Source organism: Variovorax boronicumulans NBRC 103145 (genome assembly GCF_001591345.1).
GTDB lineage: Bacteria > Pseudomonadota > Gammaproteobacteria > Burkholderiales > Burkholderiaceae_C > Variovorax > Variovorax boronicumulans.
The window spans coordinates 33,979-60,754 of record NZ_BCUS01000027.1 but is presented as its reverse complement, the minus strand read 5'-3'; the positions used below and the strand labels follow the sequence as shown (position 1 = coordinate 60,754).

Annotated in this window: 22 protein-coding genes and 1 pseudogene; 8 read left to right on the top strand and 15 right to left on the bottom strand. The window is 67.3% G+C overall.

Features of this window, described 5'->3' with window-relative positions:
- Both VBO01S_RS10720 and VBO01S_RS10715 read right to left on the bottom strand, forming a co-directional pair.
- Nucleotides 1-258, bottom strand: a pseudogene (locus VBO01S_RS10720) (exosortase/archaeosortase family protein); the annotation flags it as partial.
- A 15-nt stretch (nucleotides 259-273) separates the two neighbouring features.
- Nucleotides 274-2,334: a VIT and vWA domain-containing protein gene (locus VBO01S_RS10715; RefSeq protein WP_062473819.1), complete on the bottom strand. Its 2,061-nt coding sequence runs from the start codon at nucleotides 2,332-2,334 to the stop codon at nucleotides 274-276.
- Nucleotides 2,335-2,550: 216 nt separating this feature from the next.
- On the opposite strand from VBO01S_RS10715, the gene creD reads away from it, so the two are divergent.
- The 4 genes from creD (at nucleotide 2,551) to VBO01S_RS10695 (ending at nucleotide 8,447) form a co-directional block, all read left to right on the top strand.
- The gene (gene creD, locus VBO01S_RS10710) at nucleotides 2,551-4,038 is read left to right on the top strand and encodes a cell envelope integrity protein CreD (protein WP_062473818.1); all 1,488 of its coding nucleotides are present in this window, start codon (nucleotides 2,551-2,553) and stop codon (nucleotides 4,036-4,038) included.
- The gene (locus tag VBO01S_RS10705; RefSeq protein ID WP_062473816.1) at nucleotides 4,035-5,327 is read left to right on the top strand and encodes a glycoside hydrolase family 3 N-terminal domain-containing protein; all 1,293 of its coding nucleotides are present in this window, start codon (nucleotides 4,035-4,037) and stop codon (nucleotides 5,325-5,327) included. Before creD ends, VBO01S_RS10705 begins: the two co-directional genes overlap by 4 nt.
- A 10-nt stretch (nucleotides 5,328-5,337) precedes the next feature.
- Complete coding sequence (locus tag VBO01S_RS10700; protein ID WP_062473814.1) at nucleotides 5,338-7,731, top strand: penicillin-binding protein 1A; 2,394 nt, start codon at nucleotides 5,338-5,340, stop codon at nucleotides 7,729-7,731.
- 110 nt (nucleotides 7,732-7,841) lie between these two features.
- A complete protein-coding gene (locus VBO01S_RS10695) occupies nucleotides 7,842-8,447 on the top strand; it encodes a hypothetical protein (protein ID WP_062473812.1) in 606 nt (201 codons plus the stop codon).
- A gap of 5 nt (nucleotides 8,448-8,452) precedes the next feature.
- Here the strand turns inward: VBO01S_RS10695 and creC are convergent, their stop codons facing one another.
- Nucleotides 8,453-9,895, bottom strand: a complete 1,443-nt coding sequence (gene creC / locus VBO01S_RS10690) for a two-component system sensor histidine kinase CreC (protein ID WP_062473809.1) — start codon at nucleotides 9,893-9,895, stop codon at nucleotides 8,453-8,455.
- Nucleotides 9,892-10,686, bottom strand: coding sequence for a two-component system response regulator CreB (creB, locus tag VBO01S_RS10685; protein ID WP_062473807.1), 795 nt, complete (start codon nucleotides 10,684-10,686; stop codon nucleotides 9,892-9,894). The genes creC and creB overlap by 4 nt, the downstream gene beginning before the upstream one ends.
- Before the next feature lie 568 nt (nucleotides 10,687-11,254).
- Between creB and VBO01S_RS10680 the strand changes: the two genes are divergently transcribed.
- Entirely contained in the window at nucleotides 11,255-12,205 is a 951-nt protein-coding gene (locus VBO01S_RS10680; protein ID WP_062473806.1) for a YcjF family protein, read from the top strand.
- A 10-nt stretch (nucleotides 12,206-12,215) separates the two neighbouring features.
- Here the strand turns inward: VBO01S_RS10680 and cueR are convergent, their stop codons facing one another.
- Together cueR and VBO01S_RS10670 are read right to left on the bottom strand one after the other, a co-directional pair.
- Nucleotides 12,216-12,635 carry a Cu(I)-responsive transcriptional regulator gene (gene cueR / locus VBO01S_RS10675; RefSeq protein ID WP_062473804.1) on the bottom strand — a complete coding sequence of 140 codons (420 nt, stop codon included), beginning with the start codon at nucleotides 12,633-12,635 and terminating at the stop codon, nucleotides 12,216-12,218.
- Nucleotides 12,635-12,829: a heavy-metal-associated domain-containing protein gene (locus VBO01S_RS10670; protein WP_062473802.1), complete on the bottom strand. Its 195-nt coding sequence runs from the start codon at nucleotides 12,827-12,829 to the stop codon at nucleotides 12,635-12,637. Before VBO01S_RS10670 ends, cueR begins: the two co-directional genes overlap by 1 nt.
- A 161-nt stretch (nucleotides 12,830-12,990) precedes the next feature.
- Here VBO01S_RS10670 and VBO01S_RS10665 point away from each other — a divergent pair, with 161 nt between their 5' ends.
- Nucleotides 12,991-15,252 (top strand): heavy metal translocating P-type ATPase, encoded by a 2,262-nt coding sequence (locus tag VBO01S_RS10665; RefSeq protein ID WP_062473800.1) that lies wholly within the window; start codon nucleotides 12,991-12,993, stop codon nucleotides 15,250-15,252.
- Nucleotides 15,253-15,264: 12 nt separating this feature from the next.
- On the opposite strand, the gene VBO01S_RS10660 is transcribed toward VBO01S_RS10665, so the two are convergent.
- From VBO01S_RS10660 to VBO01S_RS10645, 4 genes are all read right to left on the bottom strand, one after another.
- The gene (locus tag VBO01S_RS10660; RefSeq protein WP_255221095.1) at nucleotides 15,265-15,753 is read right to left on the bottom strand and encodes a GNAT family N-acetyltransferase; all 489 of its coding nucleotides are present in this window, start codon (nucleotides 15,751-15,753) and stop codon (nucleotides 15,265-15,267) included.
- Nucleotides 15,754-15,847: 94 nt separating this feature from the next.
- The gene (locus VBO01S_RS10655) at nucleotides 15,848-17,140 is read right to left on the bottom strand and encodes a beta-ketoacyl-[acyl-carrier-protein] synthase family protein (protein WP_062473798.1); all 1,293 of its coding nucleotides are present in this window, start codon (nucleotides 17,138-17,140) and stop codon (nucleotides 15,848-15,850) included.
- The gene (locus VBO01S_RS10650) at nucleotides 17,137-17,424 is read right to left on the bottom strand and encodes a phosphopantetheine-binding protein (protein ID WP_062473796.1); all 288 of its coding nucleotides are present in this window, start codon (nucleotides 17,422-17,424) and stop codon (nucleotides 17,137-17,139) included. Before VBO01S_RS10650 ends, VBO01S_RS10655 begins: the two co-directional genes overlap by 4 nt.
- Nucleotides 17,425-17,453: 29 nt before the next feature.
- On the bottom strand, nucleotides 17,454-18,335 hold the full coding sequence (locus VBO01S_RS10645) for an alpha/beta hydrolase (RefSeq protein WP_062473794.1): 882 nt from the start codon (nucleotides 18,333-18,335) through the stop codon (nucleotides 17,454-17,456).
- Between the two features lie 114 nt (nucleotides 18,336-18,449).
- On the opposite strand from VBO01S_RS10645, the gene VBO01S_RS10640 reads away from it, so the two are divergent.
- Both VBO01S_RS10640 and VBO01S_RS10635 read left to right on the top strand, forming a co-directional pair.
- Nucleotides 18,450-19,139: a response regulator transcription factor gene (locus VBO01S_RS10640; RefSeq protein WP_056574813.1), complete on the top strand. Its 690-nt coding sequence runs from the start codon at nucleotides 18,450-18,452 to the stop codon at nucleotides 19,137-19,139.
- A gap of 8 nt (nucleotides 19,140-19,147) precedes the next feature.
- On the top strand, nucleotides 19,148-20,533 hold the full coding sequence (locus VBO01S_RS10635; protein ID WP_062473793.1) for a sensor histidine kinase: 1,386 nt from the start codon (nucleotides 19,148-19,150) through the stop codon (nucleotides 20,531-20,533).
- Nucleotides 20,534-20,537: 4 nt separating this feature from the next.
- On the opposite strand, the gene VBO01S_RS10630 is transcribed toward VBO01S_RS10635, so the two are convergent.
- From VBO01S_RS10630 to VBO01S_RS10610, 5 genes are all read right to left on the bottom strand, one after another.
- On the bottom strand, nucleotides 20,538-21,014 hold the full coding sequence (locus VBO01S_RS10630; RefSeq protein ID WP_062473790.1) for a GNAT family N-acetyltransferase: 477 nt from the start codon (nucleotides 21,012-21,014) through the stop codon (nucleotides 20,538-20,540).
- Nucleotides 21,011-21,496, bottom strand: a complete 486-nt coding sequence (locus VBO01S_RS10625) for a RidA family protein (protein WP_062473788.1) — start codon at nucleotides 21,494-21,496, stop codon at nucleotides 21,011-21,013. The genes VBO01S_RS10630 and VBO01S_RS10625 overlap by 4 nt, the downstream gene beginning before the upstream one ends.
- 117 nt (nucleotides 21,497-21,613) lie before the next feature.
- Entirely contained in the window at nucleotides 21,614-21,862 is a 249-nt protein-coding gene (locus VBO01S_RS10620) for a hypothetical protein (RefSeq protein WP_062473785.1), read from the bottom strand.
- Between the two features lie 61 nt (nucleotides 21,863-21,923).
- Nucleotides 21,924-23,138 carry a pentapeptide repeat-containing protein gene (locus VBO01S_RS32370; protein ID WP_157627339.1) on the bottom strand — a complete coding sequence of 405 codons (1,215 nt, stop codon included), beginning with the start codon at nucleotides 23,136-23,138 and terminating at the stop codon, nucleotides 21,924-21,926.
- Nucleotides 23,139-23,141: 3 nt separating this feature from the next.
- Nucleotides 23,142-26,360: a metallophosphoesterase gene (locus tag VBO01S_RS10610; protein ID WP_062473782.1), complete on the bottom strand. Its 3,219-nt coding sequence runs from the start codon at nucleotides 26,358-26,360 to the stop codon at nucleotides 23,142-23,144.
- Between the last annotated feature and the right edge of the window lie 416 nt (nucleotides 26,361-26,776).

The following is a 26,776-nucleotide window of genomic DNA, read 5'->3' as shown; positions in this document are numbered from 1 at the left end:
GGCCAGCGCCAGCCACCCCAGGCGCGGCGAGGCGCGCAGCTCGCGCCGGCACTGCCAGGCGAGCGCGGCCAAGGCGACCAGCGCCACGAGCCCCAGCGGATCGTCGGAACCGTCCTGCAGGCGGCGCGCCATCCAGGCCCAGGTGGGCGCGAGCGCGGCGCACTGCAGCGCGAGCCAGCCGAAGGCTGGCGTGCGGTCGATGCGGATGGCCCAGTCCACGACGCGCGGATGGTGGTGGGCCAGGGTTGCCAGAGACATGGTCGTGCGTCCTGTTCAGGCGGTGAAACGGCGCGGGTCGTTGCGGCGCGCGCGGCGGCGCAGCATGGCCAGCATCGACAGCACGATGGCGATCGCGCCCAGCGTTTCCGGCTCCGGCGTGCTCGGCACCTCGGCGCCCAGCGCCAGGTCGCTCACGCCCTGCGGCATCGGCAGCGGCTGGTTCACGTCCACGCTGTTCTGCGGCGCGACGTTGCGCACCACCTTGTCCACCGCGATGAAGCTGGTGTACTGCGTGAGCAGGCTGTACTTCAGGCCCAGCTCGGTGATGCGGTCCTTGAAGGCGGCGCTGCCTTCGAGCGCTTCCTGGTCGCTCAGGCTCTGGATGCGGTGGCGCGCCCACAGCGTGCGCAGCGCGGCGGTGTCCTGGCGCGTCTGCGGCGTGATGCGCACTTCCTCGCGGTACGGACCGGTGGCGGCCTGGCCTTCGATGATCACGCGGCCCTTGGCCTCGCCGCGCCACTTGCCGAACACGATCACGGGGCGCTCGCCCAGCACGTCGGGCAGCGCCTGCGGCTCCACGTCGTACACGTCCAGGCCGCCGAAGGTGGCCTTCACGTTCGTCAGCACGGGCGACTCCACCATGCGGCGAAAACGCGCGGCCTGCTCGGGTGCCTGCACCGGGTCGGTGATGATGAAGGGCTCGCCCATGCCGGCGCGTGCGATGCCTTCCATGAGGCTGCGGTTCACCGACGAGCCGATGCCGAAGGCGAACACGTTGGCCTTCGACAGGTTGTTGCGCACCAGCTCGAAGGCTTCGCGCTCGACCGTCACGTAGCCGTCGGTCACCACCACCACGGTGCGCGACACGTTCGCGGCCTTGGGCTCGGCGTACACGCGCTTGAGCGCCGGGATCAGCTCGGTGCTGCCGCTGCCGCTGTAGTTCTTGATGGTGGCGAGCGCCTGCTCGATGTTGGCGCGCGTGGCCGGCACCGACTGCAGCGACAGCATCTTGTTGCTGCCCGAGAACAGCAGCACGTTGAAGGTGTCGCTGGGGCGCAGGCCGCCGATCAGGCGTTCGAGCACGGTCTTGGCGGTGTCCAGCGGAAAGCCGTGCATCGAGCCCGAGATGTCGACCACGAAGATGTAGTCGCGCGGCGAGATGGCGCTGGCGGTCACGGCCTTGGGCGGCTCGACCATGGCGAGGAAGAAGTTTTCTGCGTTGTCGCCCTGGCCCTTGTAGAGCATGAGGCCCGACTCGATCTTTTCACCCGCCAGGCGGTAGTCGAGCACGAAGTCGCGGTTGTCGGCGGGGCGGCCGTCGGCGCCCAGCGTGATGTCGGCGTGCTGGTCTTCGTCGCGCTTCTTCACGTCGATGGTGTGCGTGGCGGAGCGGATTTCCTTCAGGCCCATCGGCGTGTCGATGCTTGCCGTGAGCTTGAAGCTGGTGCTCGGTGCCACGCCGGCGCGCAGGGTGGGCTGCGCCGGCCATGCGGCCTTGGCGTTCTCCGACTGCGGCGAGTTGTAGCGCGGCCCGACCACGGTCGGGAACACGAACTGGTAGTTGCCCGACTGCGGCACCAGCAGCTCGGTGTAGCGCAGCTCCACCTTCACGTCGTCGCCCGGCAGGATGTTGGCGACGTTCATCTGGAACACGTTGGGCAGGTGCTGCTCGAGCAGCGCGGCGGTCTTGCCTTCCTTCTTGGCGGTGTCGTATTCGATCTTGGCCTGCTGCTTCTCGCGGATCTGCGCCGTGATCAGGCGGTCGGCCAGGCGCACGTTGAGGCCGCTCACGGCCGCCTTGGTGGAACCGGGGAACACGTACTTCGCCTCGATGGCGCGCTGGCCTTCGTTGCGGTAGGTCTGCGTGACCGTGACATCGGCGATCACGCCCGAAATCTTGACCGAGACCTCAGTGCCCTTCAGCGGCAGGCGGTCGACCGAGGGGTCGTCGCTCTTGACGAAGAAATACGGGCTCTCGGTCTTCAGGCGCGGACCGGCGGGCGCTTCCTGCGCGTGGACCGGGCGGGCGCCCATGGCAATGAAACCCACGGTGGCCAGGCTCACGGTGGCGAGCCAGAGCCAACGGCCGGGGCGTGGGGTGGTGGGGATGTCCATGGCGGGTGTCCTTCTGCGTGCGAACTTGCACGGCCCTCACTGTCGTGAGCGTGCGAGAAGGCAGTTGGAAGGCGCGTTGAAGTCGCCACAACCGGAGGCGCCGCTGTGTGAAGTCTGTGTGAAGTGCGCCGCGCGGCGGCTTCATACGGCCTTCGGATCGGCCGGAGAGCATCGGCGCCTCATCACGAAAAAACCCGGAAAAGAGGGGAGAAACCCATGCTTCAACTGTTGAAGGCCCTGCAGGCTTCGGTGCTGGTCAAGGTGGCCGGCCTGTTCTTCCTGCTGCTGGTGCTGTGCATTCCGCTGGCACGCATCGACGACCTGAACCGCGCCCGCGGCGAAAGCCAGCAGGAGGCCGCGCGCGAGCTCGCCGAGTCTTACGCCGGGCCGCAGGCCATGGTCGGCCCGCTGCTGCTGGTGCCGTACGTGGAGCGCTGGATGGAGCCGCTGCGCAACGCGCAGGGCAAGGTGATCGGGCAGGCCCCGCAGAGCAAGGAGATGGTGCACGCCGTGTTCCCCGACAAGCTGCACATCGAGGGCGACATGGCGCCGCAGGAGCGCTACCGCGGCATCTTCCGCATTCCGTTCTACACGCTCACGGCCGCGCTCGGCGGCGGCTTCGCGGGCTTCGACCCGCAGGCCGTGCCGCACAGCGAAAGCGGCTCGTCGATCGAGTTCCGCCCGCCGTTCGTCGCCTTCCACGTGAGCGACCTGCGCGGCCTCGACGGCTCGCCCGCGCTCACCGTCAACGGCGAGGCGCTGCGCTTTCGCCAGCGCGTGCCCGGCCTGCCCGACAACGCGACGTACGTCGACGGCATCCACGCGCCGCTCACGGGCGCCGCGCTCGCGGCCTGGCAGACGGGCAAGCCGCTGGCCTTCGACATGAAGCTCTCGCTGGTGGGCCAGGACACGCTCTCGATGGTGCCGATCGCCGAGGAAACCACCGCGCACCTGCGTTCGCCGTGGGCGCACCCCAGCTTCGGCGGTCGCTTCCTGGCCACGCAGCGCGAGGTGACGCCGCGGGGCTTCGACGCGCACTGGCGCGTGTCCTCGCTCGTGACCACGGCGCGCGAGCAGGTGCGCGCCGGCCTGTGGGGCGGTGAAGGCGATGCCGCGCAGAACGCCGCTGCGGCCGTCGTGCGCACCGCGCCCTCGGCGTCGATGTCGCGCCATGCCTCGGGTCCGCTGCAGACCTTCGACGTGTCGCTCGCGCAGCCCGTCAACGTGTATTCGATGAGCACGCGGGCCGGCAAGTACGGCGCGCTCTTCATCGGCCTGGTGCTGATGGCGGCCTTCATGTTCGAGCTGTTCCGCAAGCTGCGCCTGCACCCGGTGCAGTACGGGCTGGTGGGCCTGTCGATCGCGCTGTTCTTCTTGCTGCTGCTCGCGCTGTCGGAGAAGTTCGCCTTCTGGATGGCCTACGCGGGCGCGGCCGGTGCCAGTGTGGCGCTGCTGGCCGTGTACTTCAGCGCGGTGCTCGACGGCTGGCGCCGCGGCCTGTCGTTCGCTGCTTTCGTGGCGCTGCTGTACGGCGCGCTCTACGGCCTGCTGGCCTCGGAAAGCAATGCGCTGCTGCTGGGCGCGCTGCTGATTTTCGGCATGCTGGCCGCGCTGATGCTCGTGACGCGCAAGGTCGACTGGTATGCACTGTCGCGCCGCAGCGAACCCGCCCCGGCCACCCCGGCGGCCGCGGTGGACGCATGAGGCTGCTGCGCGCCATCCCCGGCGTGCTCGGCTGGCTGCTGCTGGCCGTGCTGTGCGCCTGGGCCTGGCACCTGAAGGACCCGCACCTGCGCTTTCTGCGCGAGGAGGAGCTGCCGCTGCTGCTCGCCGCGCTGTGCGCCGCCGCCGCGATCGCCTGGCGCAGCGCGCGCGGCGCGCGCCGTGTGGTGGCGCTGGCCCTGACGGTGGGCGCGGTGCTGGCGGCACTGGGCCACGAGCTGGCCTCGCGCCAGCACCGGCTGGAAGTGAATGCGGCCTCGGGCCCGGTGGCGCAGGCACTGGGCGCGCGCTTCATCGTCGGCTATGACGACGCGAACGACCTGCGCGAGCTGGCCCGCCGGGGCCTGATCGGCGGCATCTTCGTCACCGGCCGCAACGTGAAGGGCCGCAGCGCCGACACCTTGCGCGCAGAAATCGCCAGCCTGCAGGCGCTGCGGCTCGCGGCCGGCCTGCCGCCGCTGGTGGTCGCGACCGACCAGGAGGGCGGGGGCGTCTCGCGCCTGTCGCCGATGGTGCCCCGCCAGCCGGCGCTGGCCAGCCTGCTGGACGCCGACGTGCCCGCACACGAACTGTTGCAACGTGCCCGCGCCTACGGCGCGCAGCAGGGCGGGGCGCTTGCCGCACTGGGCATCACGCTGAACTTCAGCCCCGTGGTTGACCTGCGCCCAGGCCGCGCCCCGGGCCGCTGGGACCTGCACACCCGCATCGAGGAACGCGCCATTTCCAGCGACCCCGACGTCACCGCGCAGGTGGCGCTCGCTTACGAGCAAGGCCTCGAATCGGCTGGCGTGCGCGGCACGCTCAAGCACTTTCCCGGCCTGGCGGGCGTGACCGAAGACACGCACCACATGGGTGCCGAACTGCGCACGCCCGTGGCCCGGCTGGCCGCGCACGACTGGAAGCCGTTTCAAGACGTGTCGAAACATTCGGATGCCGCGATCATGCTCGGCCATGTCATCCTTCGGGAACTCGACGCGGATGCGCCGGTCTCTTTCTCACGCAAAATCGTGCGGCAGGTGATTCGAGGCGAATGGGGCTTTCAGGGCCTGCTCGTCACCGACGACCTCACGATGGGCGGGGCCTACAACCGAGGTCTTTGCAACGCCACGCTGGGCGCACTCGACGCCGGGGTGGACCTGCTGCTCATCGCCTACGACCACGACAAGTATTTCGATGCCATGCACTGCGCGCTGGAAGGCGTGCGGCGCGGCGCGCTCGATCCCCGGGTGACGGAACGCCCGCGCGCGCCACGGCTCCAACCTCTTCGCTAGCCCCCATCCCATGTCCCAAGAACCTCGCCCTTCCCAACCCGCCGGTGCGCTGCGCCAGCTTCCGTGGAAACGCATCGCCGGCTGGAGCGCCATCGCGGCCGGTGCCGGCGCCGTCGCGCTGCTGGGCGCCGCCATCGTGGGGGTGGTCGCCATCTACCCGAAGCTGCCCGACATTTCCGAGCTGGCCGACTACCGGCCCAAGCTGCCGCTGCGCGTGTACACGGCCGAGGGTTCGCTGATCGGCGAGTTCGGCGAGGAGCGCCGCAACCTCACGCCCTTCGCCAACATTCCGAAGGTCATGAAAGATGCCGTGCTGGCCGTGGAAGACGCGCGCTTCTACGACCACGGCGGCGTGGACTACAAGGGCTTCGCGCGCGCGGCCGTGGCCAGCTTCAAGGGCGGGCGCAAGCAGGGCGCCTCGACCATCACGATGCAGGTGGCGCGCAACGTCTACCTGAGCTCGGAGCGCACGCTCAGCCGCAAGGCCTCGGAGATCGTGCTGGCCTTCCGGCTCGAGCAGCAGCTGAGCAAGGACCAGATCCTGGAGATCTACTTGAACCAGATCTACCTGGGCAACCGCGCCTACGGTTTCGCCGCCGCCTCCGAGGCCTACTTCGGCAAGCCGCTGCAGCAGGTGACCATCGCCGAGGCCGCCATGCTGGCTGGCCTGCCGAAGGCGCCCGGCGCCAACAACCCGGTGGCCAACCCGCGCCGCGCGCGGGCGCGCCAGCTCTACGTGATCGACCGCATGCACGAGACCGGCTTCATCACCGCCGAACAGGCGGCCGAAGCCAAGAAGGAAGAGCTGCACCTGCGCGACGCCGCCGACCCGAACCGGCTGCACGCCGAGTACGTGGCCGAGACGGTGCGCCAGATGATGTACGCGCAGTACGGCGACAGCATCTACACCAGCGGCATGAAGGTCTACACCTCGCTGGTGGCGGCCGACCAGGCGGCGGCGTACAAGTCGCTGCGCAAGGGCATCATGGATTACGAGCGCCGTCAGGTGTACCGCGGCCCCGAGAAGTTCGTCGACCTGCCGGCCAGCGGCCAGAAGGAGATCGACGAAGCGGTCGACGAAGCCCTGGCCGAGCACCCCGACAACGGCGACGTGATCTCGGCCGTGGTGCTGGAAGCCAGCGCGAAAGAAGTGACCGCGGTGCGCGCCAACGGCGAAGCCTTCGAGATCTCGGGCGAGGGCCTCAAGCCCGCGCAGTCCGGCCTGGCCGCGAAGGCGCCGCCCAACATCAAGATCCGCCGCGGCGCCGTGATCCGCGTCGCGAAGACGCCGAAGAACACCTGGGAGATCACGCAGCTGCCCGAGGTGGAGGGCGCCTTCATCGGCATGGACCCGCGCACCGGCGCCATCACGGCGCTGGTCGGCGGTTTCGACTTCGGCAAGAACAAGTTCAACCACGTGTCGCAGGCCTGGCGCCAGCCGGGTTCGAGCTTCAAGCCCTTCATCTATTCGGCCGCGCTCGAAAAGGGCTTCACGCCCGCCACCGTGGTGAACGACGCGCCACTGGTGTTCGATGCCGCCGCCAACGGCGGCCAGCCCTGGGACCCGAAGAACTTCGACGGCGGCTTCGAAGGCCCGATGCCGCTGCGCAACGCGCTCATGAAGTCGAAGAACCTGGTCACGCTGCGCGTGCTGCAGTCGATCGGCGCGCCCTACGCGCAAGACTGGGTCACCAAGTTCGGCTTCGACAAGGACAAGCACCCGGCCAACCTGCCGATGGGCCTGGGCGCCGGCTCGGTCACGCCGATGCAGATGGCGGTGGGCTATTCGGTGTTCGCCAACGGCGGCTACCGCGTGAACCCGTACCTCGTGACGCGCGTGACCGACCTCAAGGACAAGGTGCTGATGGAAACCGAGCCCCCGGTGCTCGACGAAAGCCGCCGCGCCATTCCCGCGCGCAACGCCTTCATCATGGAATCGCTGCTGCAGAGCGTGGTCAAGGGCGGCTCCGGCTTCAAGGCCTACCAGGCGCTCAAGCGCGACGACCTGTACGGCAAGACCGGCACCACCAATGACTCCTTCGACACCTGGTTCGCGGGCTTCCAGCCCACGCGCGTGGGCATCGCCTGGGTCGGCTACGACACGCCGCGCCAGCTCGGCGTGCGCGGCGAGACCGGCGGCAGCCTGAGCCTGCCGATCTGGATCGGCTACATGCAGTCGGCGCTGCGCGGCGTGCCCGTGACCCTGCCGGCCGAACCGCCCGGCGTGGTGAGCATCGACGGCGAGTGGTACTTCGACGACTTCACGCCGGGCCACAACGTGGCGAGCCTGGGCCTGGAAAGCGCCGAGCAGCCGATCCAGCCGGTGGAAGTGCTGACGGGCGCGCCGGTGGGGGCTCCGCCGCCGCCTGAAGAACGCAACCGCATCCTCGATTTCTTCCGCTAGCCAGCGGCGAGATCACCCAAAGACGCGGGGGACGCGCGGTGCCTACACTCGGTGCCGCGGCCCCCGCTTCTTTTTTTGTCTCTTCTCTTTTCTCCCCTTTTCTCGCATCCATGGAAATCCTCACCCTGGTGGCCCTGATCGCCGCCGGCTTCTACATCCTCAAGTCCAAGGAACAGCGCCAGCGCATCGCGCTGCTCGGTCGCCATCTGGGCCGCTACCAGATCGAGAAGCTGATGGAGAGCCTGACCCAGGGCTACCTGCGCTGCCTCGGCGAAGACGACGCCGAGCGCCGCCAGCAGATCTGGCACCTGCTCGACGCCACCGAGGAAAAGCTCGCGGGCCAGTTCGAGACCTTCGCCGCCGAACTGGCGCGCGAACCCGAAGCCGACACGCGCGTGAGCCGCCTGCCCGTGGCCTTGCCGTTCGCCACCACGCTGTTTCCGTCCGCGAGTTTCGACCTGCGCGAAGCGCTGCGCATTCATGCGCGCGGCATCGCGGGCGTGGCGAAAAATGCCGCCGGCCGCTCGCCGAAATCGAAGGCCTTCACGATGTCGGCCGAGCTGTTCCTGATGCAGCACACCTGCCACTGGTTCTGCAAATCGAAGGCCGTGGCGTCGGCGCGCATGCTGGCGCGGCACCAGACCTCATACGAGCAGCTGCTCGACGCGGTGAGCCCCGAGACGCGCGAGGCGTATCGCGCCCTGGTCGGTCAGTGATTCGGTCAGTGGTGCGTTGACAGCAGCGGCAGCGTGAGCGTCGCCACGGCGCCGCCGCGCGTCGCATTGCCCAGGTCGATGCGGCCCCGGTGCAGGGTCGCGATTTCCTTCACGAATGCCAGGCCCAGTCCCGTGCTCTTCTTCTGGCTGTGCGGCCGGGCGAGCGAATAGAACTTCTCGAAGACTTTTTCCTGCGCGTAGTCCGGAATGCCCGGGCCGTGGTCGCGCACGTTGATGCGCGCCAGGCGCGAGGTGGTTTCCAGCGTCAGCAGCACCTCGCTGTCGGGCGGTGAAAAGTCGAGTGCGTTGTCGAGCAGATTGCTGATCGCGCGGCGCAGCAAAAACGGATCGCCCTCGACGCGCGCAGGCTCTCGAATATTCACGATCAGGCGGATGTTGCGTCGCGACGCAGCGGGTTGCGCGCTGGCGGCAATGTCTTCGATGAGCGGCCCCAGCGCCACCGGTTCGGTGCGGTCCAGCGTGCGCCGCGTCTCGAGCGCGGTGAGCTCCATCATGCGGTCGACGATTTCCTGGATGCGCTGGGTTTCGCGTTCGATGTTCTTCAGGAAACGCTCGCGCTGGTCGTGCGGCATCTGCGGCTCCTGCAGGAGCTCGGCCGCGCCGCGGATGGCCGAGAGCGGGCTCTTCACTTCGTGCGTGAAGGTCTGCACGTAGTCGGCCACGTAGTTGCGCCCGGTGAGCGCATCGCGCATTTCGCCGAAGCCGGTGCGCACGGCATCGACCGCGCGCCGCGCCATGCGAGACAGGCTCAGGCTGCGCTGCGCGCGCACCCAGGTCCAGTAGTCGCGGATCAGGCCGAAGGGCCGCACCAGCCACACCGAGACGATCACGGTGAGCAGCAGCAGCGCCAGCGCCGAACCCACGCCGACCCAGATGGTGCGCACGCGCGCGTCCTCGACGAACTGGCCGAAGCTCTGCACCGGCTTGCCGACGCTGACGACGCCGACGATCTCGTCGTTCCAGCGGATCGGTGCGCCGACGTACATCACGGAAGTGCGCGGGTCGCCGTCGACGTCGCGCGAGGTGCGCGCGCCGTACAGGCCGCCGAGCGTGCGCTTCACGTCGCTCCACTGCGAGTAGTCGTTGCCCAGGTGGCGGCCGAGCGAATCGAACATCACGCGGCCGGTGCGGTCGGTGACGTACACGCGCAGCTCGACCCGGCTCTTGTGCAGGTTGTAGATCTGGGCCGAGAACTCGCGCGTGTAGACGCTGCGAAACAGCGGCTCCAGCCGCGCGGTGTTGATGGCGCCGGCGATCACGTCCTGCTCGACCAGGCTGGCCATGAGCTGCGAGGTCTCGACCAGCGATTCCTCGGCCGACTCGCGGTAGCGCGGGTCGATGTCGGAAACGACGCGGTACAGCAGGAAGGCGATGCCCGCCGTGTAGATCAGCAGGATGCCAATGAAGATCCGGGTCCGGCGCGTCATTCCCTGCTGGCAGGCAGATCTTCGTGCAGCGCGTAGCCGGTGCCGCGCAAGGTGCGGATCGGCTCCACCTCCGGCGCGATGGTCTTGAGCTTGGCACGCAGCGTCTTGATGTGCGCGTCGACCGTGCGGTCGAAGCTGTCGCTGGCGTCGTCCCAGACGAGTTGCAGCAGTTCGTCGCGCGTGAACACGCGCCCCGGGCGCTGGACCATGAGTTTCAGCAGGCCGTATTCGTAACGCGAGAGTTCCAGCAGCCGTCCGTAGTAACGGATTTGCATGCGCTCGCTGTCGAGCGCAAAGGGGGTTGCGGGGGTCTGTGGCGCCGCTGAAGGCGGCGCCGGCGCGTTTTGATGGGGTACCCCATGAATCGGCGCTGCGGCCGCTGGCGGGCTTCCTGGGCCGTTTCTGGCGCTGCGCCGCAGGATGGTCCGCACGCGAGCGACCAGCTCGCGGGGTGAAAACGGCTTGGCAATGTAGTCGTCCGCACCCAGTTCGAGGCCCACCACGCGGTCTATTTCGTCGCTGCGGGCCGTCAAAAACACCATCGGTACCTCCGGGCCGCCCATCGACTGATTCAGCGCCTGGAGGCGTTTGAAGAGCTCGAAGCCGTTCAGGTCGGGCAATCCGATGTCCAGGATCGCGAGGGCGGGGCGCTCCTGCGCGAACTGCGCGATGGCTTCTTCGGCCGTGGCGCACCAGATCGGCTGGAAACCGTCGCTGCTCAAAACGTACTGGAGCGTGTCGGCGATGCCCGATTCGTCTTCGGCAATCAGGATCCGGGGTTTGAAGCTCATCCGGCGATGTTAGCGAGGGCCACGGACCACCCGTGCCCGGTTTTTCGCCCGAGGCGCCGGCGACCGGCGCGGCCTTTCGCGGCTTTTTTTTCGGGCGCGGCTTTTCCTCTTCCTGTCTTCTTATTCTTCTTATTCAAATTAGTAGTAGTAGATAAGGGTCGCACCCGTCTGTGGAAAGGTCGCTTTTTCCTTGACGTGACAACGACTTGTCATGCCCGCGTCACTGTGCGCACCCGCGCTTCCGTGGTGTACCCGCAACTTGGACAACATGGGGTAACCCGCCGGCCCTGTGGATAACCGATGGCTTGTGCAAAAACTCTCCCCAGAGTTGTCCTTTGACAGCCTTCGGGAATTCTGCGAAAGGCGGTTTTCGGGTCGAGAAATTCATTGCCTGTTAATTGAGCAGGTTGTAGATTTCCCTTGAAAATCAATGACTTGCAACGCCCCTACAGAGCAGTGCCGGGGTTATCCACAGAGTTGCCCCAGTTTTGTGGGGAGAACGCGTGGAGGAACCTTCGGGCGCTGCGCGGACCCAATCGGCTCCTTCACATGACGAAAAAACTCGAACATGACACCTTCTGAAACAAAAGCGATCGTCACCTTGAGCCTGCTGGCGGCCTTCGTCGATGGCGAAAAGCACGAGCGCGAGCGTGCCGAGATCAAGCGCATTGCCGAGGGCCTGTCGCAGGCCGACGGCGTGAACCTGCCGACGATCTACCAGGACGTGCTGATGAAGCGGGTGTCGCTGGCCTCGGTGGCCGGCGAGCTGAAAAGCGCCGAGTCGCGGCAGCTGGCGTACGAGATGGCGGTGTGCATGTGCGACGCCGACGGCGTGCAGTCGGAGCCCGAGCGGCTCTTCCTGATGGACGTGCGCAGTTCGCTCGGCCTGGACGCCTCGGCGGCGCAGTTCTCGCAGCGGGCGGAAGACATTGCCGCCGCGGTGCCGGCGGCTGTGGCGGTAACGGCTGCAACTGCGGCGACCCCCGCGGCGCCGCAGGCGCCCGACAGCACCGAACTCGACCGCGCGATCCTCAACGCCGCCATCCTCAATGGCGCGCTCGAGCTGCTGCCCGAGACGCTGTCGACCATGGCGATCATTCCGCTGCAGATGAAGCTGGTCTACCGCATCGGACAGGCGCACGGCTACCAGCTGGACACCGGCCACATCAAGGATTTCCTGGCCACCGTGGGCGTGGGCCTGACCTCGCAGTACCTGGAGCAGGCCGGGCGCAAGCTGCTCGGCGGCCTGCTGGGCAAGGTCGGCGGCGGTTTGCTGGGCGGCCTCGGCAAGCAGGCCGTGAGCTCGGGCATGAGCTTCGCGTCGACCTATGCGCTGGGCCACGTGGCCAAGCGCTACTACGCGGGCGGCCGCACGCTCTCCACGCAGATGCTGAAGGACGCGTTCTCCAGCGTGGTGAAGGAAGGGCAGGGCCTGCAGACGCAGTACCTGCCGGCGATCCAGGAACGCGCGCGCACCCTCGACACGAGCCAGGTGCTGTCGCTGGTCAAGAACGCCTGAGCCTCGCGGCTCAAACCTGACTCAGATCGTCGAGGATCGGGCAGTCGGGCCGCGCATCGCCATGGCAGCAATGCACGAGGTGCGCCAGCGTGCTGCGCATCGACTGCATGTCGGCGATGCGCTGTTCCAGTTCACCCAGGTGCTTTTGCGCGATGCGCTTGACGCTCGAGCTGGCGCGGCGGCGGTTGTGCCACAGGCCGACCAGTTCGGCGATTTCCTCCATCGAGAACCCCAGGTCGCGCGAGCGCTTGATGAAGCGCAGCGTGTGGATGTCGGCGTCGTTGTACTGGCGGTAGCCGCTCTCGGTGCGCGCCACCGCGGGCAGCAGGCCCAGGCCTTCGTAGTGGCGCACCATGCGCGCCGACACACCCGACAGCCGCGCGGCCTCGCCGATGGCGACCTGGCGGCCGTGGGCGGAGGTCGCCGTCATCATTGAACGGTGTAGCCGGCGTTCTCGATCGCGACCACGATGTCCTGGCGCGGCTGCTGGCTCAACACGTCCACATGACCGGTTTCGAGATCGACCGTGACCTGCGCGTGCGGGTCGACCGTCTGTACCGCGTCCTGCACCGCCTCCACGCAGTGGTTGCAGCTCATGCCGGAGACCTGGAATTTCTGGCTCATCGTCGTTGCTCCTTGTCGGAATGAATGAAGGGTGGAAGGATTGAACACCCGAATCGGGGACAACGCCAGTTTCAACCCTCTCACGATGTCAACGTCCAGCCAAGGGCTTTGAAGCCACCGCGCTTGACCTTGCCATGGTGTCAGGCTTTAGCCTCGGGACCATGGAACACATTCAGCCTCAACCTTCCGCGGCCGCCGCCACGCTGGACCTCTCGGTCGGCGGCATGACCTGCGCCTCGTGCGTGATGCGCGTGGAGCGCGCGCTCAAGAACGTGCCCGGCGTGCAGAACGTGAGCGTCAACCTCGCCACCGAGTCGGCCCGCATCGTGGCCACCGGCGGCGAGGACATGGCCCTGCTGCTGCGCCGCGCCGTGCGCGCCGCCGGCTACGAGCCGCGCGCCGAAAGCACCGCGCAGGACGAGGCCGCCGCGCTGTCGCCCTGGCACGGCTTCATGCCCGTGGCCATCGGCCTGGCGCTGTCGATTCCGTTGATGGCGCCGATGCTCGGCGACCTGGTCGGCCAGAGCTGGATGCTGCCGCCCTGGGTGCAGCTGCTGCTGGCGACGCCGGTGCAGTTCTGGCTCGGCGCGCGCTTCTACCGCGCGGGCTGGCATGCAGCCAAGGCCCGCACCGGCAACATGGACCTGCTGGTGGCGCTGGGCACCAGCGCGGCCTTCGGCCTGTCGCTGTGGCTGTGGTGGCGCGCCGCCACCGGCGAGCATGCGGAGCACGGCATGGTGCCGCACCTGTACTTCGAAGCCTCGGCGGTGGTGATCACGCTGGTGCTGCTGGGCAAGTGGCTCGAGGCGCGCGCCAAGCGCCAGGCCACCTCGGCGATCCGCGCGCTGCAGCAGCTGCGGCCCGAAGTGGCGCACCTGATCAACGCACGCGGCAAGGAAAGCGACGTGCCGCTGGCCGAGGTGATGGTCGGTGACCGCCTCGCCGTGCGCCCCGGCGAACGTGTGCCGGCCGATGCGCGCGTGCTCGAAGGGCAGTCCGAAGTCGACGAATCGATGCTCACGGGCGAACCGCTGCCGGTGGCCAAAAACCCCGGTGATGCGCTGACCGGCGGCGCCGTGAACGGCGACGGCCGCATGGTGATCGAGGTGCGCGCGGTCGGCGCCGAGAGCGTGCTGGCACGCATCATCCGGCTGGTCGAGGACGCGCAGGCCGCGAAGGCGCCGATCCAGCGCATGGTCGACCAGGTGGCGGCGGTGTTCGTGCCGGTGGTGCTGGTGATCGCGCTCGTCACCTTCGCGGGCTGGATGGTCGCGGGAGCCGGCGTCGAGACCGCGCTGATCCATGCGGTGGCGGTGCTGGTCATTGCCTGTCCCTGTGCGCTGGGCCTCGCGACGCCGGTGGCGGTGATGGCGGGCACGGGTGTGGCCGCGAAGCACGGCATCCTCATCAAGGACGCGCGGGCTTTGGAAATTGCACACCGCGTCGACACCGTGGCCTTCGACAAGACCGGCACGCTGACGGTGGGCCGGCCGGTGCTCACGGCGCTGCTGCCCGCGGCCGGTGCACTGGCGAAGGAGAACGACCTGCTCGCCACGGCCGCCAGCCTGCAAGGCGGCAGCGAACATCCGCTCGCACGCGCCGTGTTGTCTGCCGCCGCCGAACGCGGCGTACAGGCGCCGCCGCTCGGTGCGATGCAGGCGATGCCGGGGCGCGGCGTGCGCGGTGAAGTCAACGGCACGACCTGGGCCATCGCCAGCCTGCGCTGGTGCCGCGAACTCGACGCGATGCCGGCCGAAGCCTACATCGAACGCCTGCAGTCGCAGGGCGCCACGGTGTCTGCGCTGCTGCGCTTCGATGATGCGGGTTCCGCGCATGTGCAAGCGCTGCTGGCTTTCGCCGACGAGCCGAAGCCGCAGGCCGCCGAAGCGATCCGCACCTTGCGCGGGCGCGGCCTGCGCGTGGTGATGATCTCGGGCGACAACCTGCGCGCGGCGCAGGCGATGGCCGCGCGCCTGGGCATTCCGGCCGAGGACGTGCGCGCCGACGTGCTGCCGGCCGACAAGGCCGAGCAGGTGAGTGCATTGCGCAAGAACGGCCACGTGGTCGCGATGGTTGGCGACGGTGCCAACGACGCGCCCGCACTGGCCGCGGCCGACGTGGGCATCGCGATGGCGCCGTCGGGCGGCGGCACCGACGTGGCGATGGAAGCGGCCGGCATCACGCTGATGCGCGGCGACCTCGCGCTCGTGGCCGAAGCGCTCGAGCTCTCGGGCCGCACGGTGGCGAAGATCCGGCAGAACCTGTTCTGGGCCTTTGCCTACAACGTGGCCGGCATCCCGCTCGCGGCCTTCGGCTTGCTGAGCCCGGTGGTGGCCGGCGCGGCGATGGCGCTGTCGAGCGTGAGCGTGATGGCGAATGCGCTGTTGCTGCGGCGCTGGAAGCCGAAGCACCAACAACATTGATCCGACAGCGGATCAGTCGAACAGCAGCGCCATCAGGTGCTCGTCGATGAAGTCCGCCTCACCGGCCCGGCGGTAGAACTGGCGCAGCGTGCCTTCCTGCACGAAGCCCAGCCGGGCATAGAAACGCAGGGCCGTGGCGTTGTCGCTCTCGGCCATCAGCTCGACGCGGCGAACGCCTTCGGCCTTCAGCCGCGCGAGCACGTCGGTCACCATGGTCTGCGCGATGCCACGGCCATGCAATGTGGGATCGACCGCGAGCGTGCCCAGGCTCGCCACATGCTGTGCACGGCCTGGGTAGCGCGTGACGCGGTAGAAGCCGGCGAGCCGGCCATCGACTTCGAAGATGAAGAAGCCACCGCTGTCGAGCAAGCCCTGGAAGATCGGGCGAAAGTTATCGCGTGGCATCGGGTCGTAGCCCAGGTAGGGCACGACCCGCTCATGCATGTAGAGATCGAAGACGGCGTCGAAGTCCGAGGGGGCGGCAGGGCGGTGCAGGGGCATGTCGCGCTTCTTCCGTGAGGTCTGCAGGGCAGGATGCGGCCGAGCATAGCAAGGCGGTGCCGACGACCGCACCGCTTTTGTCCTCCCCCGAAGCTCAGCCCTCCGAGACGCGCCGGCTCGCAACGATCACCGCGTTGGTGCCGCCGAAGGCGAAGGAATTCGACAGCACATGGCGCAGCCCCCGCGCCTCGCGTGCCGCGCCGCGCACGAAGTCGACGTTGCCGAACCTAGCATCCGGCGTGTGCAGGTGGGCGATGGGCGGCAAGGTCTCGCGGGCCAGTGCGCGCAGTGCGGCCACGAGTTCGATGGCACCGCCGCCGCCCAGCACGTGGCCGTGGATCGCCTTGGTCGCGCTGACCGGTGCGGCGTCGCCGAACAGTTCGCCGATCGATGCGGCCTCGGCCGCATCGCCCGCGCTCGTCGCCGTGCCGTGGGCGTTGATGTGGCCGATGTCCGAAGGCACGAGCCCGGCGTCGCGCAGCGCGGCACGCATCGCGCGCACCTGGCCGGCCGGGTCGGGATTCGTGATGTGCGTGCCGTCGCAGTTGCTCGCGTAGCCGCTGAGCACGAAGGGCTGCGCGCCGGCGCCACGGGCGCGTGCATGGGCTTCCGATTCGAGCACCAGTGCCGCCGCGCCCTCGCCGATGGCAAAGCCCGCGCGGTCGCCCGAGAACGGACGGCAGGCGGTGGCGGGCGCATCGGCCGGCGGCGGGGCCATGACGCGCATCGCGTGCCAGCTGGCCATCACGCCGGGCGTGAGCATCGCGTCGTGGCCGCCGACGATGGCGATGTCGATCCAGCCGCCGCGGATGGCGCGCATGGCTTCGCCGATGGCCACTGCGGACGAAGCACAGGCGCAGGCATAGGCCAGCGCCGCGCCGCGCGCGCCGAAGTGCAGCGCCAGTTCGGCGACCGCGGCGTTGGGCATCACGGTGAGCACGGTGGTGGGGCGCATGCGGCGCTGTTCGCCGTAGAGCGCGCGCGTGGTGGCGTCGAAAGTGCCGGCGCCGGCCAGGCCGCTGCCCCAGAAGACGCCGAGGCGGTCGCGGTCGATGGCGTCGAGGTCCAGACCGGCATCGACCGCGGCGTCTTGTGCTGCGGCCAGGGCCATCGCGGTGCCACGGTCGAGCGGCAGGCGCGAGGCGCTGCGCACGCTGCTGGCGTCGAAGTCGCAGGTGGCGGCGGCGATCGCCATCGGGTCCATGCCGGGGATCTCGAGGGCCTGCGCGCGCACCGCGGAGCGGCCGGCGAACAGCGCGTCGTCGAAGGCCTCGATGCTGCGTCCGAGCGGCGTGATGAACCCGAGCCCGCTCACGTGCACGGGTGCGGCGGCGGTGTGGGCCGTGGCGGTGGCCGCCAGCACGGCATGGGCGGCGCCGCTGCTCATGCGGCCGCTGCCATGGGTTCGGCGCGTGCGGCGGCGGCTTCGCCCTCGGCATCGATCACCTCGCACAGCCGCTGCAGCGTGATGCCGGCCTCGCGCGGGTCGAGCCGGTCTTCGGGAATGCGCAGGTGGAAGGCGTCTTCCACCGCGAAGACGAACTCCATGAGCGCGAGCGAATCGAGACCGAGGTCCGACAGCGCGGTGGCCGGCGAGATGTTTGCGCGCGCGACGCGGAAGTCGGTCTCGAGGATGGTGGCGATGCTGTTGAAGGTGGGAGAGGACGACATGGGCGGGTTCCTTTCGGTCTGGCCTGGGGTCAGGCGTGGAGAACAAGTCCGCGGACGCGGAACACGGGTTCGGGCACCGGGCCGTGGGCCACGGTCTCGGCGAAGGCGAGGGTCTCGCGCACGACCTGCTGGCGGTCGTTGTCGATGCTGATCATGTGGTAGCTGTTGTTCAGGACCACGGTGCGCAGCGAGGCGCAGCGCAGCCCGCGCACCAGCAGGTCGAGGTTGGACAGGCTGGCCACCTCGTCCTCGCGCGCATGCAGCGCCAGCACCTGCTCGCACTGCACGTCGTTCAGGCGTCGCCGCACGTGGCGGATCAGCCGGTCGTGCTCGCGCAGGTGGCCCACGCCGATCACCGCGCTGCCGGCACGCGAGACCTGGCGATGGCGCAGCTCGCGCTCGATCCAGGTGCGCACGCGCTCATTCTTCACGCCGTAGGGCGGGCGCTCGCGGTACTGCCAGAAGCGGCCCAGTGGCGTGTAGAAAGCCAGCGGCAGCAGGAAGCGCGTGCGCGGCACGGCCCAGCCGTCGAAGCGCAGCGTGGTCGACATGAGCACCAGCGCGTCCACCTCGCGGCCGCAGCGGATGGCGCCGCCCAGGGCCAGCGAGGCGCCGGCCGAGATGCCGACCAGCATCACGCGGTCGTGCGTGCGCCGCAGCGCCTTCACGTGCGCCTCGAGGGTGTCGAGCCAGCGCTCGAAGGGCACGGCCTGCTGCAGCGGCGCGGCGGCGTCGAACGAGTAGCCGGAGATGCAGAGCGGCTGCACCGCATACCCGTGGCGCTGCAGGGTCGATTGCACGGTCAGCAGCTCGTCAGGCGTGCTGCATAAACCATGCAGCAGAACCACCGCGGTGCGCTGCACGGCGGGGGACACCAGGCTCAAGGGATCGGAGGGATCGCGTGCACTCATCGGAAGGTGTGTCGTATGCTCATGTCGCGTTTATCGCGGTGAGCGACTGACCGGCCGCTGACGCGTCCATCGCCAGGGCAGACCCACAAATCACCCACCACTCATTCACTCACCATGCGAATCCTGCTTGTGGAAGATGACACCGTGCTGCGCGACGTGATGCTGCGCAGCCTCGCCGACGCGGGCCATCGGGTCGACGTGTCGACCAACGTCGAGGACGCCGACCACCTGTGGCGCGTGCAGCCCTTCGATGCCGTGCTGCTCGACCTCAACCTGCCCGCCACCGCCAGCCCCACCAGCGGCCTGGCGAGCGGCCTCACGGCCTTGCGACAGGCGCGTGCGCGCGGCGACCGCACGCCGGTGCTCGTGCTCACGGCGCGCGGGCGCACCGAAGAGCGCATCGCCGGGCTCGACGCCGGCGCCGACGACTACCTGGGCAAGCCCTTCGATCTCGCCGAGGTGGAGGCACGGCTGCGTGCATTGGTGCGGCGCGCCAAGGGCACCGAAGACATCGTGGTGCTCGGCCAGCTCAAGCTCGACCGCAAGGCGCGGCGCTTCGCGGTCGCGAACGCACCGCTTGATCTGCCGGCGCGCGAGTTCGAGGTGCTGTGGGAACTCATGAGCCCGCCGGGGCGCACCGTGAGCAAGCGGGCGCTGTCGGACAAGCTCTCGGGCTTTGACGAATCGCTGGGCGACAACGCGCTCGAGGCCTTCATCTCGCGCCTGCGCAAGAAGCTGCTCGGCTCGGGCGCGGGCATCCGCACGCTGCGCGGCATCGGCTACCTGCTCGAAGCCGAGGTGTGAGGCCGCCCGTGAGCGAGGCCACCCCACCGGTCACGCGCACTGCACCTTCGCTCACGCGGCGCGTGCTGCGCAACGTGCTGGTGCCGCTGGCGCTGACCTGGATGGCCGGTGCGGTGATCGCGCTGGTCATCGCCAACTACTTCTCCGAGCAGGCCTTCGACCGCGGCATGCTCGACGACGCCTATGCGCTGTCGGCCAACGTGCAGGCCGGCGAACGCGGCATCGAGCTGCTGCTGACGCCGCGCGAAGTGGCGACCGTGCTGTTCGACCAGACCGACAAGGTCTACTTCTCGGTGCAGCGGCTCGACGGCACGCCGATCTCGGGCAGGGTCGACCTGAAGGCACCGCTGCCCGACGAAGGTTCGCGCTACCGTTTTTCCGATATCGATTACGACGGGAACGTGCTGCGCGCCGTGGTGCTCGATCACGACGCCGAGCCCGGCCTGCACATGCCCTACCGCGTGATCGTGGCGCAGACCACGTTGAGCCGCGCCGCACTGGTGCAGCGGCTGCTGTTCTATGCCATGGCGCCGCAGGTGCTGCTGCTCGTGCTGCTGGCCGTGTGGCTCTGGCACGGCATCCGACGTGACCTGCGTCCGCTCGGCGAGTTGCAGCGTGCGCTCGACACCCGCGACGTGCGCGACCTCTCGCCGGTGACCGTGGCGCAGACCTCGAAAGAACTGCAGCGCCTGGGCGATGCCGTCAACGCGCTGTTCGACCGGCTGCGCCACAGCGTGCGCGCGCAGCGCGAGTTCGTGGGCAACGTGGCGCACGAACTGCGCACGCCCCTCGCAGGCATTCGCGCGCTGGCCGAGTACGGGCTCGCGCAGCACGACACCGAAGTGTGGCGCGAACAGCTCACGCGCGTGTCCGAACGGCAGGCGCGCGCGAGCCACCTCATCGACCAGCTGCTCGCGCTGGCATTGGCCGACGAGGCGCGCACCGACCTGCAGCGCACGCCCGTGTCGCTCGACATGCTGGCCGAGCAGACCGTGCTGCGCCACCTCGCACGCGCCGATGCACGCGGCGTCGACCTGGGCGCGCGTGGCCTCGACGACGGCGTGACGGTGCTTGCAAACGAAGCGCTGGTGGAGGGCATCCTCGACAACCTGATCGACAACGCGCTGCGCTACGGCGGCCGCACCATCACCGTCGAACTCGCCGGCCGCACGCTGAGCGTGATCGACGATGGGCCCGGCATTCCGCTCGAGGCGCAGCGCGACCTCATGCAACGTTGGGCGCAAGGGCCCGCGGGCCAGAAGCTGGGGCAGGGCGCGGGGCTGGGGCTGTCGATCGTGGCGCGCTATGCCGAGCTGCTGGGGGCCGAGTTGCGTCTCGACGCCGCGGAGCCCAATGGCCTGCGCGTGAGCGTGACCTTCGGGGACGACGCCTGACCATTCACGCGCTTGTCAGTGGCTTGCGCAGATAGATGCGCGTGCGCCCGTCGAGCGATTCGCGCCGGAACTCGACATAGCCGATGCGCTGGTAGAGCGCGAGGTTCTCGGTCATCTTCTCGTTCGTGAACAGGTAGATCGATGCGTGGCCCTGGCGCAGCGCTTCGCGCTCGGCCAGTTCGAGCAAGGCGCGACCCGCGCCGCTGCCTTGGTGGTCGGGGTGCACCGCGATCACGTCGATGAGAAAGCCCTCGTCAGTCACGTCGAGCAACAGCGCCGCACCGATCTGCGAACCCTTGCGCTCGGCCACCCACACCTGCAGATGGGCGATGGCCTGCGCGTAGTCGCGCGTCATCGGCCGCGGCGTGAGGCCCAGGCGCGGGATGTAGGTGCGGAAGGCCTCGACCGCGCATGCGGTGACAGCCGCCACGTCGTCGGCGGTGGCACGGCGCAGATGCCAGGGTGCAGCGTTGTCGCTCACGCGTCGAACTCGACCTCGCCCTCGATCTCCACCGGGATGCCGAAAGGCAGCTCGGCCATGCCCACGGCGCTGCGCGCATGCGCGCCGGCCTCGGGACCGAAGAGCTCGAGGATCAGATCGGAAAACCCGTTGATGACCGTCGGCTGCTGCTGAAAGCCGGGTGCCGAAGCGACCATGCCGAACACGCGCGTCCATGCGGTGATGCGGTCCAGGTCGCCGAGCGCGCGCTGCAGGCTGCCGAGCATCGCGAGCCCGGTGAGGCGCGCGGCGGTGTAGCCCTGCTCGACGGTCAGCTCTGCGCCGAGCTTGCCCAGCGGTGCAGCGATGCGGCCGTCGGCCGTGAGCGGGCCGTGGCCCGAGACGATCGCGCGCCGGCCGATGAGGCGGACGAACTGGAAGGGGAGGATGACGCCGGGAGGTGGCGTCACGGCAGGAGGAAGGACGAGGCCCAGGGCGTGGAGGCGTTCGGCAATGCGCGTCATGGTGAAGATGCGTGCGGCAAATGACCAAGGGTACGCGCGGCGTGCTGCGAAGGCAATTTGGGCGTTTTGCGGCTCACGGCGGGGAGACACTGCCGTGGGTGCGGCCAAGAGCACCGGCTATCGAGTGCCCATCCAGTTGCTGCCGAGTGACAGGTCCTTGCTGAAGATCAGGAGGGTGCCCCAAAGAAGAAAAGAGGCACAAAGCAGGCAGATGATGAAGATCAGAGCGCCTGCGAAGCTCGCAAATCCTGCCTTGTCTCGTGCCATCTTGAACCCGAGCACGATGCCACCCACTAGCAACCCAAGAAGAAGCCATGGGATGCCGCATAGAAGAAGGAAAAATGGATCTGCAAAGCAGCCAGTCATGTCGGTTCGATGTGGCAGCCGTCGAGCTTGCACATGCCTATTTTTTTGGCGTGGGGGCGGTTCATTGCGGCAGCTTGATGTTGGAGCCGTCGAGCTTGAGACCGCTCAGCTTCTTCAGGTCGGTGCCACCGGTTTTCTTGAATTCATGGACCTGGGTGTTGGACAGGTCCAGGGTCAAGGCAAAGGCGGCCGAGCTCAGTTCCAGCTTGCCGATGCGGGCATCGTTCAAGCGCACGGAGTTCGCTTCGAATTCCTCCAGAAGCAGATGCGCCGCATGGGCGTACTGCAGGTCAAGCCGGGTGAACTTGCTCTTACGAAAAAAAAGGGACTCGGTATGTGGGCCGCCGCCGATGTCCACGAGGATGTTGCCGCCAAGGATGGAGGTGTTCTCGATCAGCACCTCCTGGGCGTCATTGCTGGCGAGGCTGAAAGCGAACTTTTCGCCTGATGCGGGAGGAGTGAATTGGCTATCTCGCACTGCGAGGCGCTTAGCGCCCTTGATGATCGCCTCGACGCTGCCGCCACGCACGCGCTCGATCAGTAGTTCGTCCTTGATGGTGGCGCCAGCCAAGTCGAGCATTTCGATGACGGTGTCGCGGATGGTGAGAGATCGGATGAGCGCAGGAGCCAATCGAAAGCGACCCCGTAGCTTGCAGTTCTCGATCAGGACGAGAGAGCCTCCTCCGTCTTTGCTGATGCCGCAGTGAATGTCTTCAAACTCGCACTCGCGCATCAAGTGCTCCGTTTCTCCTGAAAGATTGGTTCGTCTGGCCTTGCATCGAATAAACGAGACGTCTCCGTAGGCACCAAAGCTTCCCCAATGATTCGGTTCGGGATCGCTGCCCATCATTTCACATGAATCGAACACCACGCCAGTGCTACCAACGTCGCCTACAACATGACTGGTATCGGCGATCAGACATCGGACAAATCGAACGTTTTTCAACGTGCCCAGGTTGAAGATTCCAGAGAACCGACACCCCTCGAAAACCGCTTCTTCAATCGATGCTGGCCTAACTTCGTAGGCACCGACGAAGTCGCAGTTTCGAAACGCTATCTTTTTCCAATCGATGCCGTCGAAGTGTGCACCACTGAATTCGGCGCCTTCGACGACGAGCGGGATATCGCCGCTCTCCCTTGTCCTCAGCAGGGGATCGTTCAAGTAGGCGAAGGTCTTGCCAAAGCTGCGAACATTTTTCTTGCCGTTCATTTCACATCCAAGTAGAGAGATGCTCGCGGCCGAGCCGAGCAATTTGACGAGGAGACGACGATTCATGCGCTACCTGTCGACCAATACTGGCTTCTTGCCAGTGATTGCTTCCTTGGCTTCGATGTAACCCTTGGTTGAGAAGGTATTCGAAAGAAAGTCCCAGTCCGGCACTTCCCCACGTTCTCCCATCGGTCGTCCAAAGTGCCACACCGCGTTCTTCGGACGCGCCGGGTCCGACTTGTCCAGGCTGAACCCGCCCATGTTCACATTGCCGTCGATGAGTGCGATGTCCAGAGGAAACACCCACGGGTCTGCATGGAGCACGTCTTTGCCCCAGTTTTCGCCCGCGTCGGTCAGGCTGGGTTCTTTCAACGTCACTTCACAGAAGGCCTGAACCAGTCGTTGACGGAGCGTCACGTACTCGGTATTGGGGTAGTTCTCGACCACTGATCGGGGACTCCACGCCATTGCCAACGCACCGTTGGAACTCACAGTCTTGGAACTCATCATCGACAACAGCATTGCCGTGTCTTCATCCTTGAAGCTCAGTGTGGTGCCTTTCAAGCTGGGCGTGATGGGATGCCAGGTCTTGGTTTCGCCACGCGAACCGTCGGGACGCTTTGGGTTGTTCTTCTCGAACACCCACAACTTCACTTCTGTCACACACCCCAGCTTGCGCACTTGCTCGCTCAAGACCAGTTCCAGCTGGCCGCTCTTGCCGAAGTACCCAGGCTTGAAGCGCAATGGCACGCGGATGTTGCCTTTCTTGGGCAAGCCGCTCATGGCGTGCAGGTAGTCGAGTGCTACCGCCAACCGCGGCTTTTCATTGAAGCCCTTGCCCTGGAATTCGCCCAGGACATGACACCGATCGGTCTTCACCTGCCGGATCTCGCCCGTCGTGGGATCGAGCGCGGTCCCCGCGGGCGGCCGGCCGGTCCAGGCGCTGAGTTCGCCGTCCAGGTTTTGGTAGCCGATGGGCCCGCCACAACTGGAGACGATCAGCGCCGTCACGGTGTTCGGTTTGACTGTTTGCGTGTTGTGGATGCCCGGGTCTTTGGCTTCTCGCACCTCGACGCGCCAGCCATCTGACGCATAGATGCCACGGGGGTCCCAACCGAGCTTGTAGACACCCGAGCGATGGCTGTGGCCCGACAGGTGCCAATCCACCTTGGGGCGGCTGGGGCTGGTCTTTGCCTGATCCATCGGCTGAACGTATTGGGCCAGGTAGGTGGCCTGGTTTTTTTCGCAAGTGCCCACGTTGACGTGGTTCAGCGCAGCCTTCATGCCCCAGACACCGGTGGCGCCGTCGCGCGGGTGAAAGAAGACCCGGTCCTTCTTCTTGGCCACGTTGCTGTAGGGCTCGGGTTCGTCGAAGCTCACGATGGTGAAGTGCGTTGCGACGGTGAGCGTGCCCTCGCTCGCAGCCTTGTAGCTTCGAGCCTGCGTCAGCAGCTTGAGCTGGTCATGGCTGAACGACTCGGTGGCGCGAGGGAGTATTCCCGGCCCCTGGCGGTCCACGCCCCAATCGGCAACGCCCAGCAGGTTCTTGAAGTTCTCGTCGATCCCCCAGCCGAGCGCCGCAATCACCTGTCCAGCCTTGGCGCCCGGCTTGTCAGTGCTCTCCGCGCCGTAGGCATACACCACGTCCGCAAGCGGCGTGAACAGCGCATAGAACCAGTCGAACTGGCCGCCGTCGAAGTTGTAGCCAGTCAATGCGTGGCCGTAGGTGGGACCATAAGCGAGACAGGCCTCGTAGATGGTCATGTTGTGGTCGCGGCTCATGCCTTCATTGGCTTTGCCGCGCGTCCAGGCGCTGGCGGCCTCGAACTGGGTGCGGTGGCGCTCCACGGCATCGGGCTGCGCAAGGGCTCGTTGCGCCCGTCGGGCCTCTGCCGGAACGTTGCCATCGAGCCAGGACTTTTGGGCGTTCTCTTCCATGCGCTTGCGTGCGTCGCGGCTGTTGGGCGTTGTCGTCTCGAGTACGCCGAGCATGAACGCCCAGTTGTGCTGGTCGCCAGCCTCCACGCGTGCGCTGATGCCGTAGGGCACCTGGTAAGCCTCGTGGTTGCCGCTGGTCATGATGATGGGTAACTGGTACTTGGGATTGCGGTACATCTCGCGCACTAGGCTGAAGACCATCATGTCGTCCAGGCCCCTCGGATAGAGGCGGCGGCCTTTTTCCTTGTCGAAAACATTGCCCAGCAGGTTGAAGGCTTTCCACTGCTCGCCAATCCTGCCCGGGCCGCCGGGTTCTGCCATGGGATTGAAGTTGCGGTTGTAGTCGATCAAGTCTCCCGTGAGCAGCACGGCATCGACCTGGTCGCTGCCCGTGGCCATCGTCTCGAACAGCTTCTTGAGAGCCTCGAAGCTGTTGCAGACTTTGCTGCCGACGGGCCGGTTCCAAGCCGCGTCGGCTTCTTCAAGCACTTTGGCATCGCTGCGGCCCATGGCGTTCTGACGCACGTTGATGTGAACGTCGGAGAGATGCCCCAGCTTGAGGCGCGGCTTGGTCATGCGCTTGACGGGGTGCCAGCTCTTGAGGAGGGTATCCAGCTCGGGTTTCTGGCCGGGCTTGCTCCAGCTGAACGGGACATCGGGTGGCGGCATGGCGAATTCGTGGAGCTTGTCGAAGTGCCAGGGATCGCGTGCGGCCTGCTGTTGCAGGAAGCGTGTGATGGCAAGGTCTTGAGCCTCGGCGTACTTGACGCCCTTGAAGGCTTCGAGCTTCCTGTCTGCGGTGCTCAGCCGGGTCATCCAGGCAAGGCTTTTCATGGCACCGGGCTTCTGCAGACCGGCGAAGGGCGGGGCCGACAAATCGATCTCGATCTCGTAGACGTCCTGCACCTTGGTGTAGATCCGGGCCGCTGCGGGGGCGATCGTGGCGAAGGGGCGGCCGTGCCGATCGCTGACGAGTGCCCCAGGCCCGAAAGGGCCGACGAGCCAGGCCTTGATGCAAGGTTTGGCGAGAGCACATGTCGTGCCGTCTCCGAAGAGGGTGCCAGTTTGTGTCGACCCTTCGGCTTGCTTAGTCTCCTGTTTGCTTGCGAGGTCGACCACACGCAGATGCTGGTCGACCAGCCTGTACATTTCGACGGCCTCACCGGTGGGGACGGCTGCCTTGGCCTTGCCACGCATGCTCGAAGGCGCGGCGATGAAGATGCTGGCCTTGACCTGGCCGGGGGCCAGCAGCAACGGCGTGCCCAGGCTGGGGAACAGGATGATGGCTTCTTCTTCGAGCACCGGCGTTTCGGAGCAGTCGCAGACGCTGGGCTTGGGTTGATAGGGCATGGCGGATCGATCCGGGGCGAGTGGGTGAGATGCCCGCGTCTGGTGGCGGGCGACGCAGCTGGAAACAGGGTGGCAAAGACGTGGGCTGCATCGGAGGCACCACGTCGTGCATGCAACGGCGCCAGAAAGCGATGAGCCCACTGGGCCCACGTGTGGGAGGCGGCATTCCGTTGTTGTCGCCACCACTCGGCCGGCTGCGCTTCGAACACGTGGGCGAGCGTGCGCCCTGCACTTCGCGCGTCGGCGAGGTCTTCTGCAAGGCCGGGCAGGCGCGACAGTTCGGGGTGCAGGCTCAGCGACTGCTGCAGCAACGTGATCCAGTCCTCGAAATCGGTCAGGCCGAGCCGCTGCACGGCTTGCCGCTGATCGAGGGCGATCCACCGCTGCAAGGCAGGGGCGATGTGCTGGAATGCCTG

What these genes read in the sequence shown, in the direction of transcription:
- VBO01S_RS10715 (WP_062473819.1), bottom strand. Translation starts at nt 2,334, where the DNA reads ATGGACATCCCCACCACCCCACGCCCCGGCCGTTGGCTCTGGCTCGCC.
- creD (WP_062473818.1), top strand. Translation starts at nt 2,551, where the DNA reads ATGCTTCAACTGTTGAAGGCCCTGCAGGCTTCGGTGCTGGTCAAGGTG.
- VBO01S_RS10705 (WP_062473816.1), top strand. Translation starts at nt 4,035, where the DNA reads ATGAGGCTGCTGCGCGCCATCCCCGGCGTGCTCGGCTGGCTGCTGCTG.
- VBO01S_RS10700 (WP_062473814.1), top strand. Translation starts at nt 5,338, where the DNA reads ATGTCCCAAGAACCTCGCCCTTCCCAACCCGCCGGTGCGCTGCGCCAG.
- VBO01S_RS10695 (WP_062473812.1), top strand. Translation starts at nt 7,842, where the DNA reads ATGGAAATCCTCACCCTGGTGGCCCTGATCGCCGCCGGCTTCTACATC.
- creC (WP_062473809.1), bottom strand. Translation starts at nt 9,895, where the DNA reads ATGACGCGCCGGACCCGGATCTTCATTGGCATCCTGCTGATCTACACG.
- creB (WP_062473807.1), bottom strand. Translation starts at nt 10,686, where the DNA reads ATGAGCTTCAAACCCCGGATCCTGATTGCCGAAGACGAATCGGGCATC.
- VBO01S_RS10680 (WP_062473806.1), top strand. Translation starts at nt 11,255, where the DNA reads ATGACACCTTCTGAAACAAAAGCGATCGTCACCTTGAGCCTGCTGGCG.
- cueR (WP_062473804.1), bottom strand. Translation starts at nt 12,635, where the DNA reads ATGACGGCGACCTCCGCCCACGGCCGCCAGGTCGCCATCGGCGAGGCC.
- VBO01S_RS10670 (WP_062473802.1), bottom strand. Translation starts at nt 12,829, where the DNA reads ATGAGCCAGAAATTCCAGGTCTCCGGCATGAGCTGCAACCACTGCGTG.
- VBO01S_RS10665 (WP_062473800.1), top strand. Translation starts at nt 12,991, where the DNA reads ATGGAACACATTCAGCCTCAACCTTCCGCGGCCGCCGCCACGCTGGAC.
- VBO01S_RS10660 (WP_255221095.1), bottom strand. Translation starts at nt 15,753, where the DNA reads ATGCCCCTGCACCGCCCTGCCGCCCCCTCGGACTTCGACGCCGTCTTC.
- VBO01S_RS10655 (WP_062473798.1), bottom strand. Translation starts at nt 17,140, where the DNA reads ATGAGCAGCGGCGCCGCCCATGCCGTGCTGGCGGCCACCGCCACGGCC.
- VBO01S_RS10650 (WP_062473796.1), bottom strand. Translation starts at nt 17,424, where the DNA reads ATGTCGTCCTCTCCCACCTTCAACAGCATCGCCACCATCCTCGAGACC.
- VBO01S_RS10645 (WP_062473794.1), bottom strand. Translation starts at nt 18,335, where the DNA reads ATGAGTGCACGCGATCCCTCCGATCCCTTGAGCCTGGTGTCCCCCGCC.
- VBO01S_RS10640 (WP_056574813.1), top strand. Translation starts at nt 18,450, where the DNA reads ATGCGAATCCTGCTTGTGGAAGATGACACCGTGCTGCGCGACGTGATG.
- VBO01S_RS10625 (WP_062473788.1), bottom strand. Translation starts at nt 21,496, where the DNA reads ATGACGCGCATTGCCGAACGCCTCCACGCCCTGGGCCTCGTCCTTCCT.
- VBO01S_RS10620 (WP_062473785.1), bottom strand. Translation starts at nt 21,862, where the DNA reads ATGACTGGCTGCTTTGCAGATCCATTTTTCCTTCTTCTATGCGGCATC.
- VBO01S_RS32370 (WP_157627339.1), bottom strand. Translation starts at nt 23,138, where the DNA reads ATGAATCGTCGTCTCCTCGTCAAATTGCTCGGCTCGGCCGCGAGCATC.
- VBO01S_RS10610 (WP_062473782.1), bottom strand. Translation starts at nt 26,360, where the DNA reads ATGCCCTATCAACCCAAGCCCAGCGTCTGCGACTGCTCCGAAACGCCG.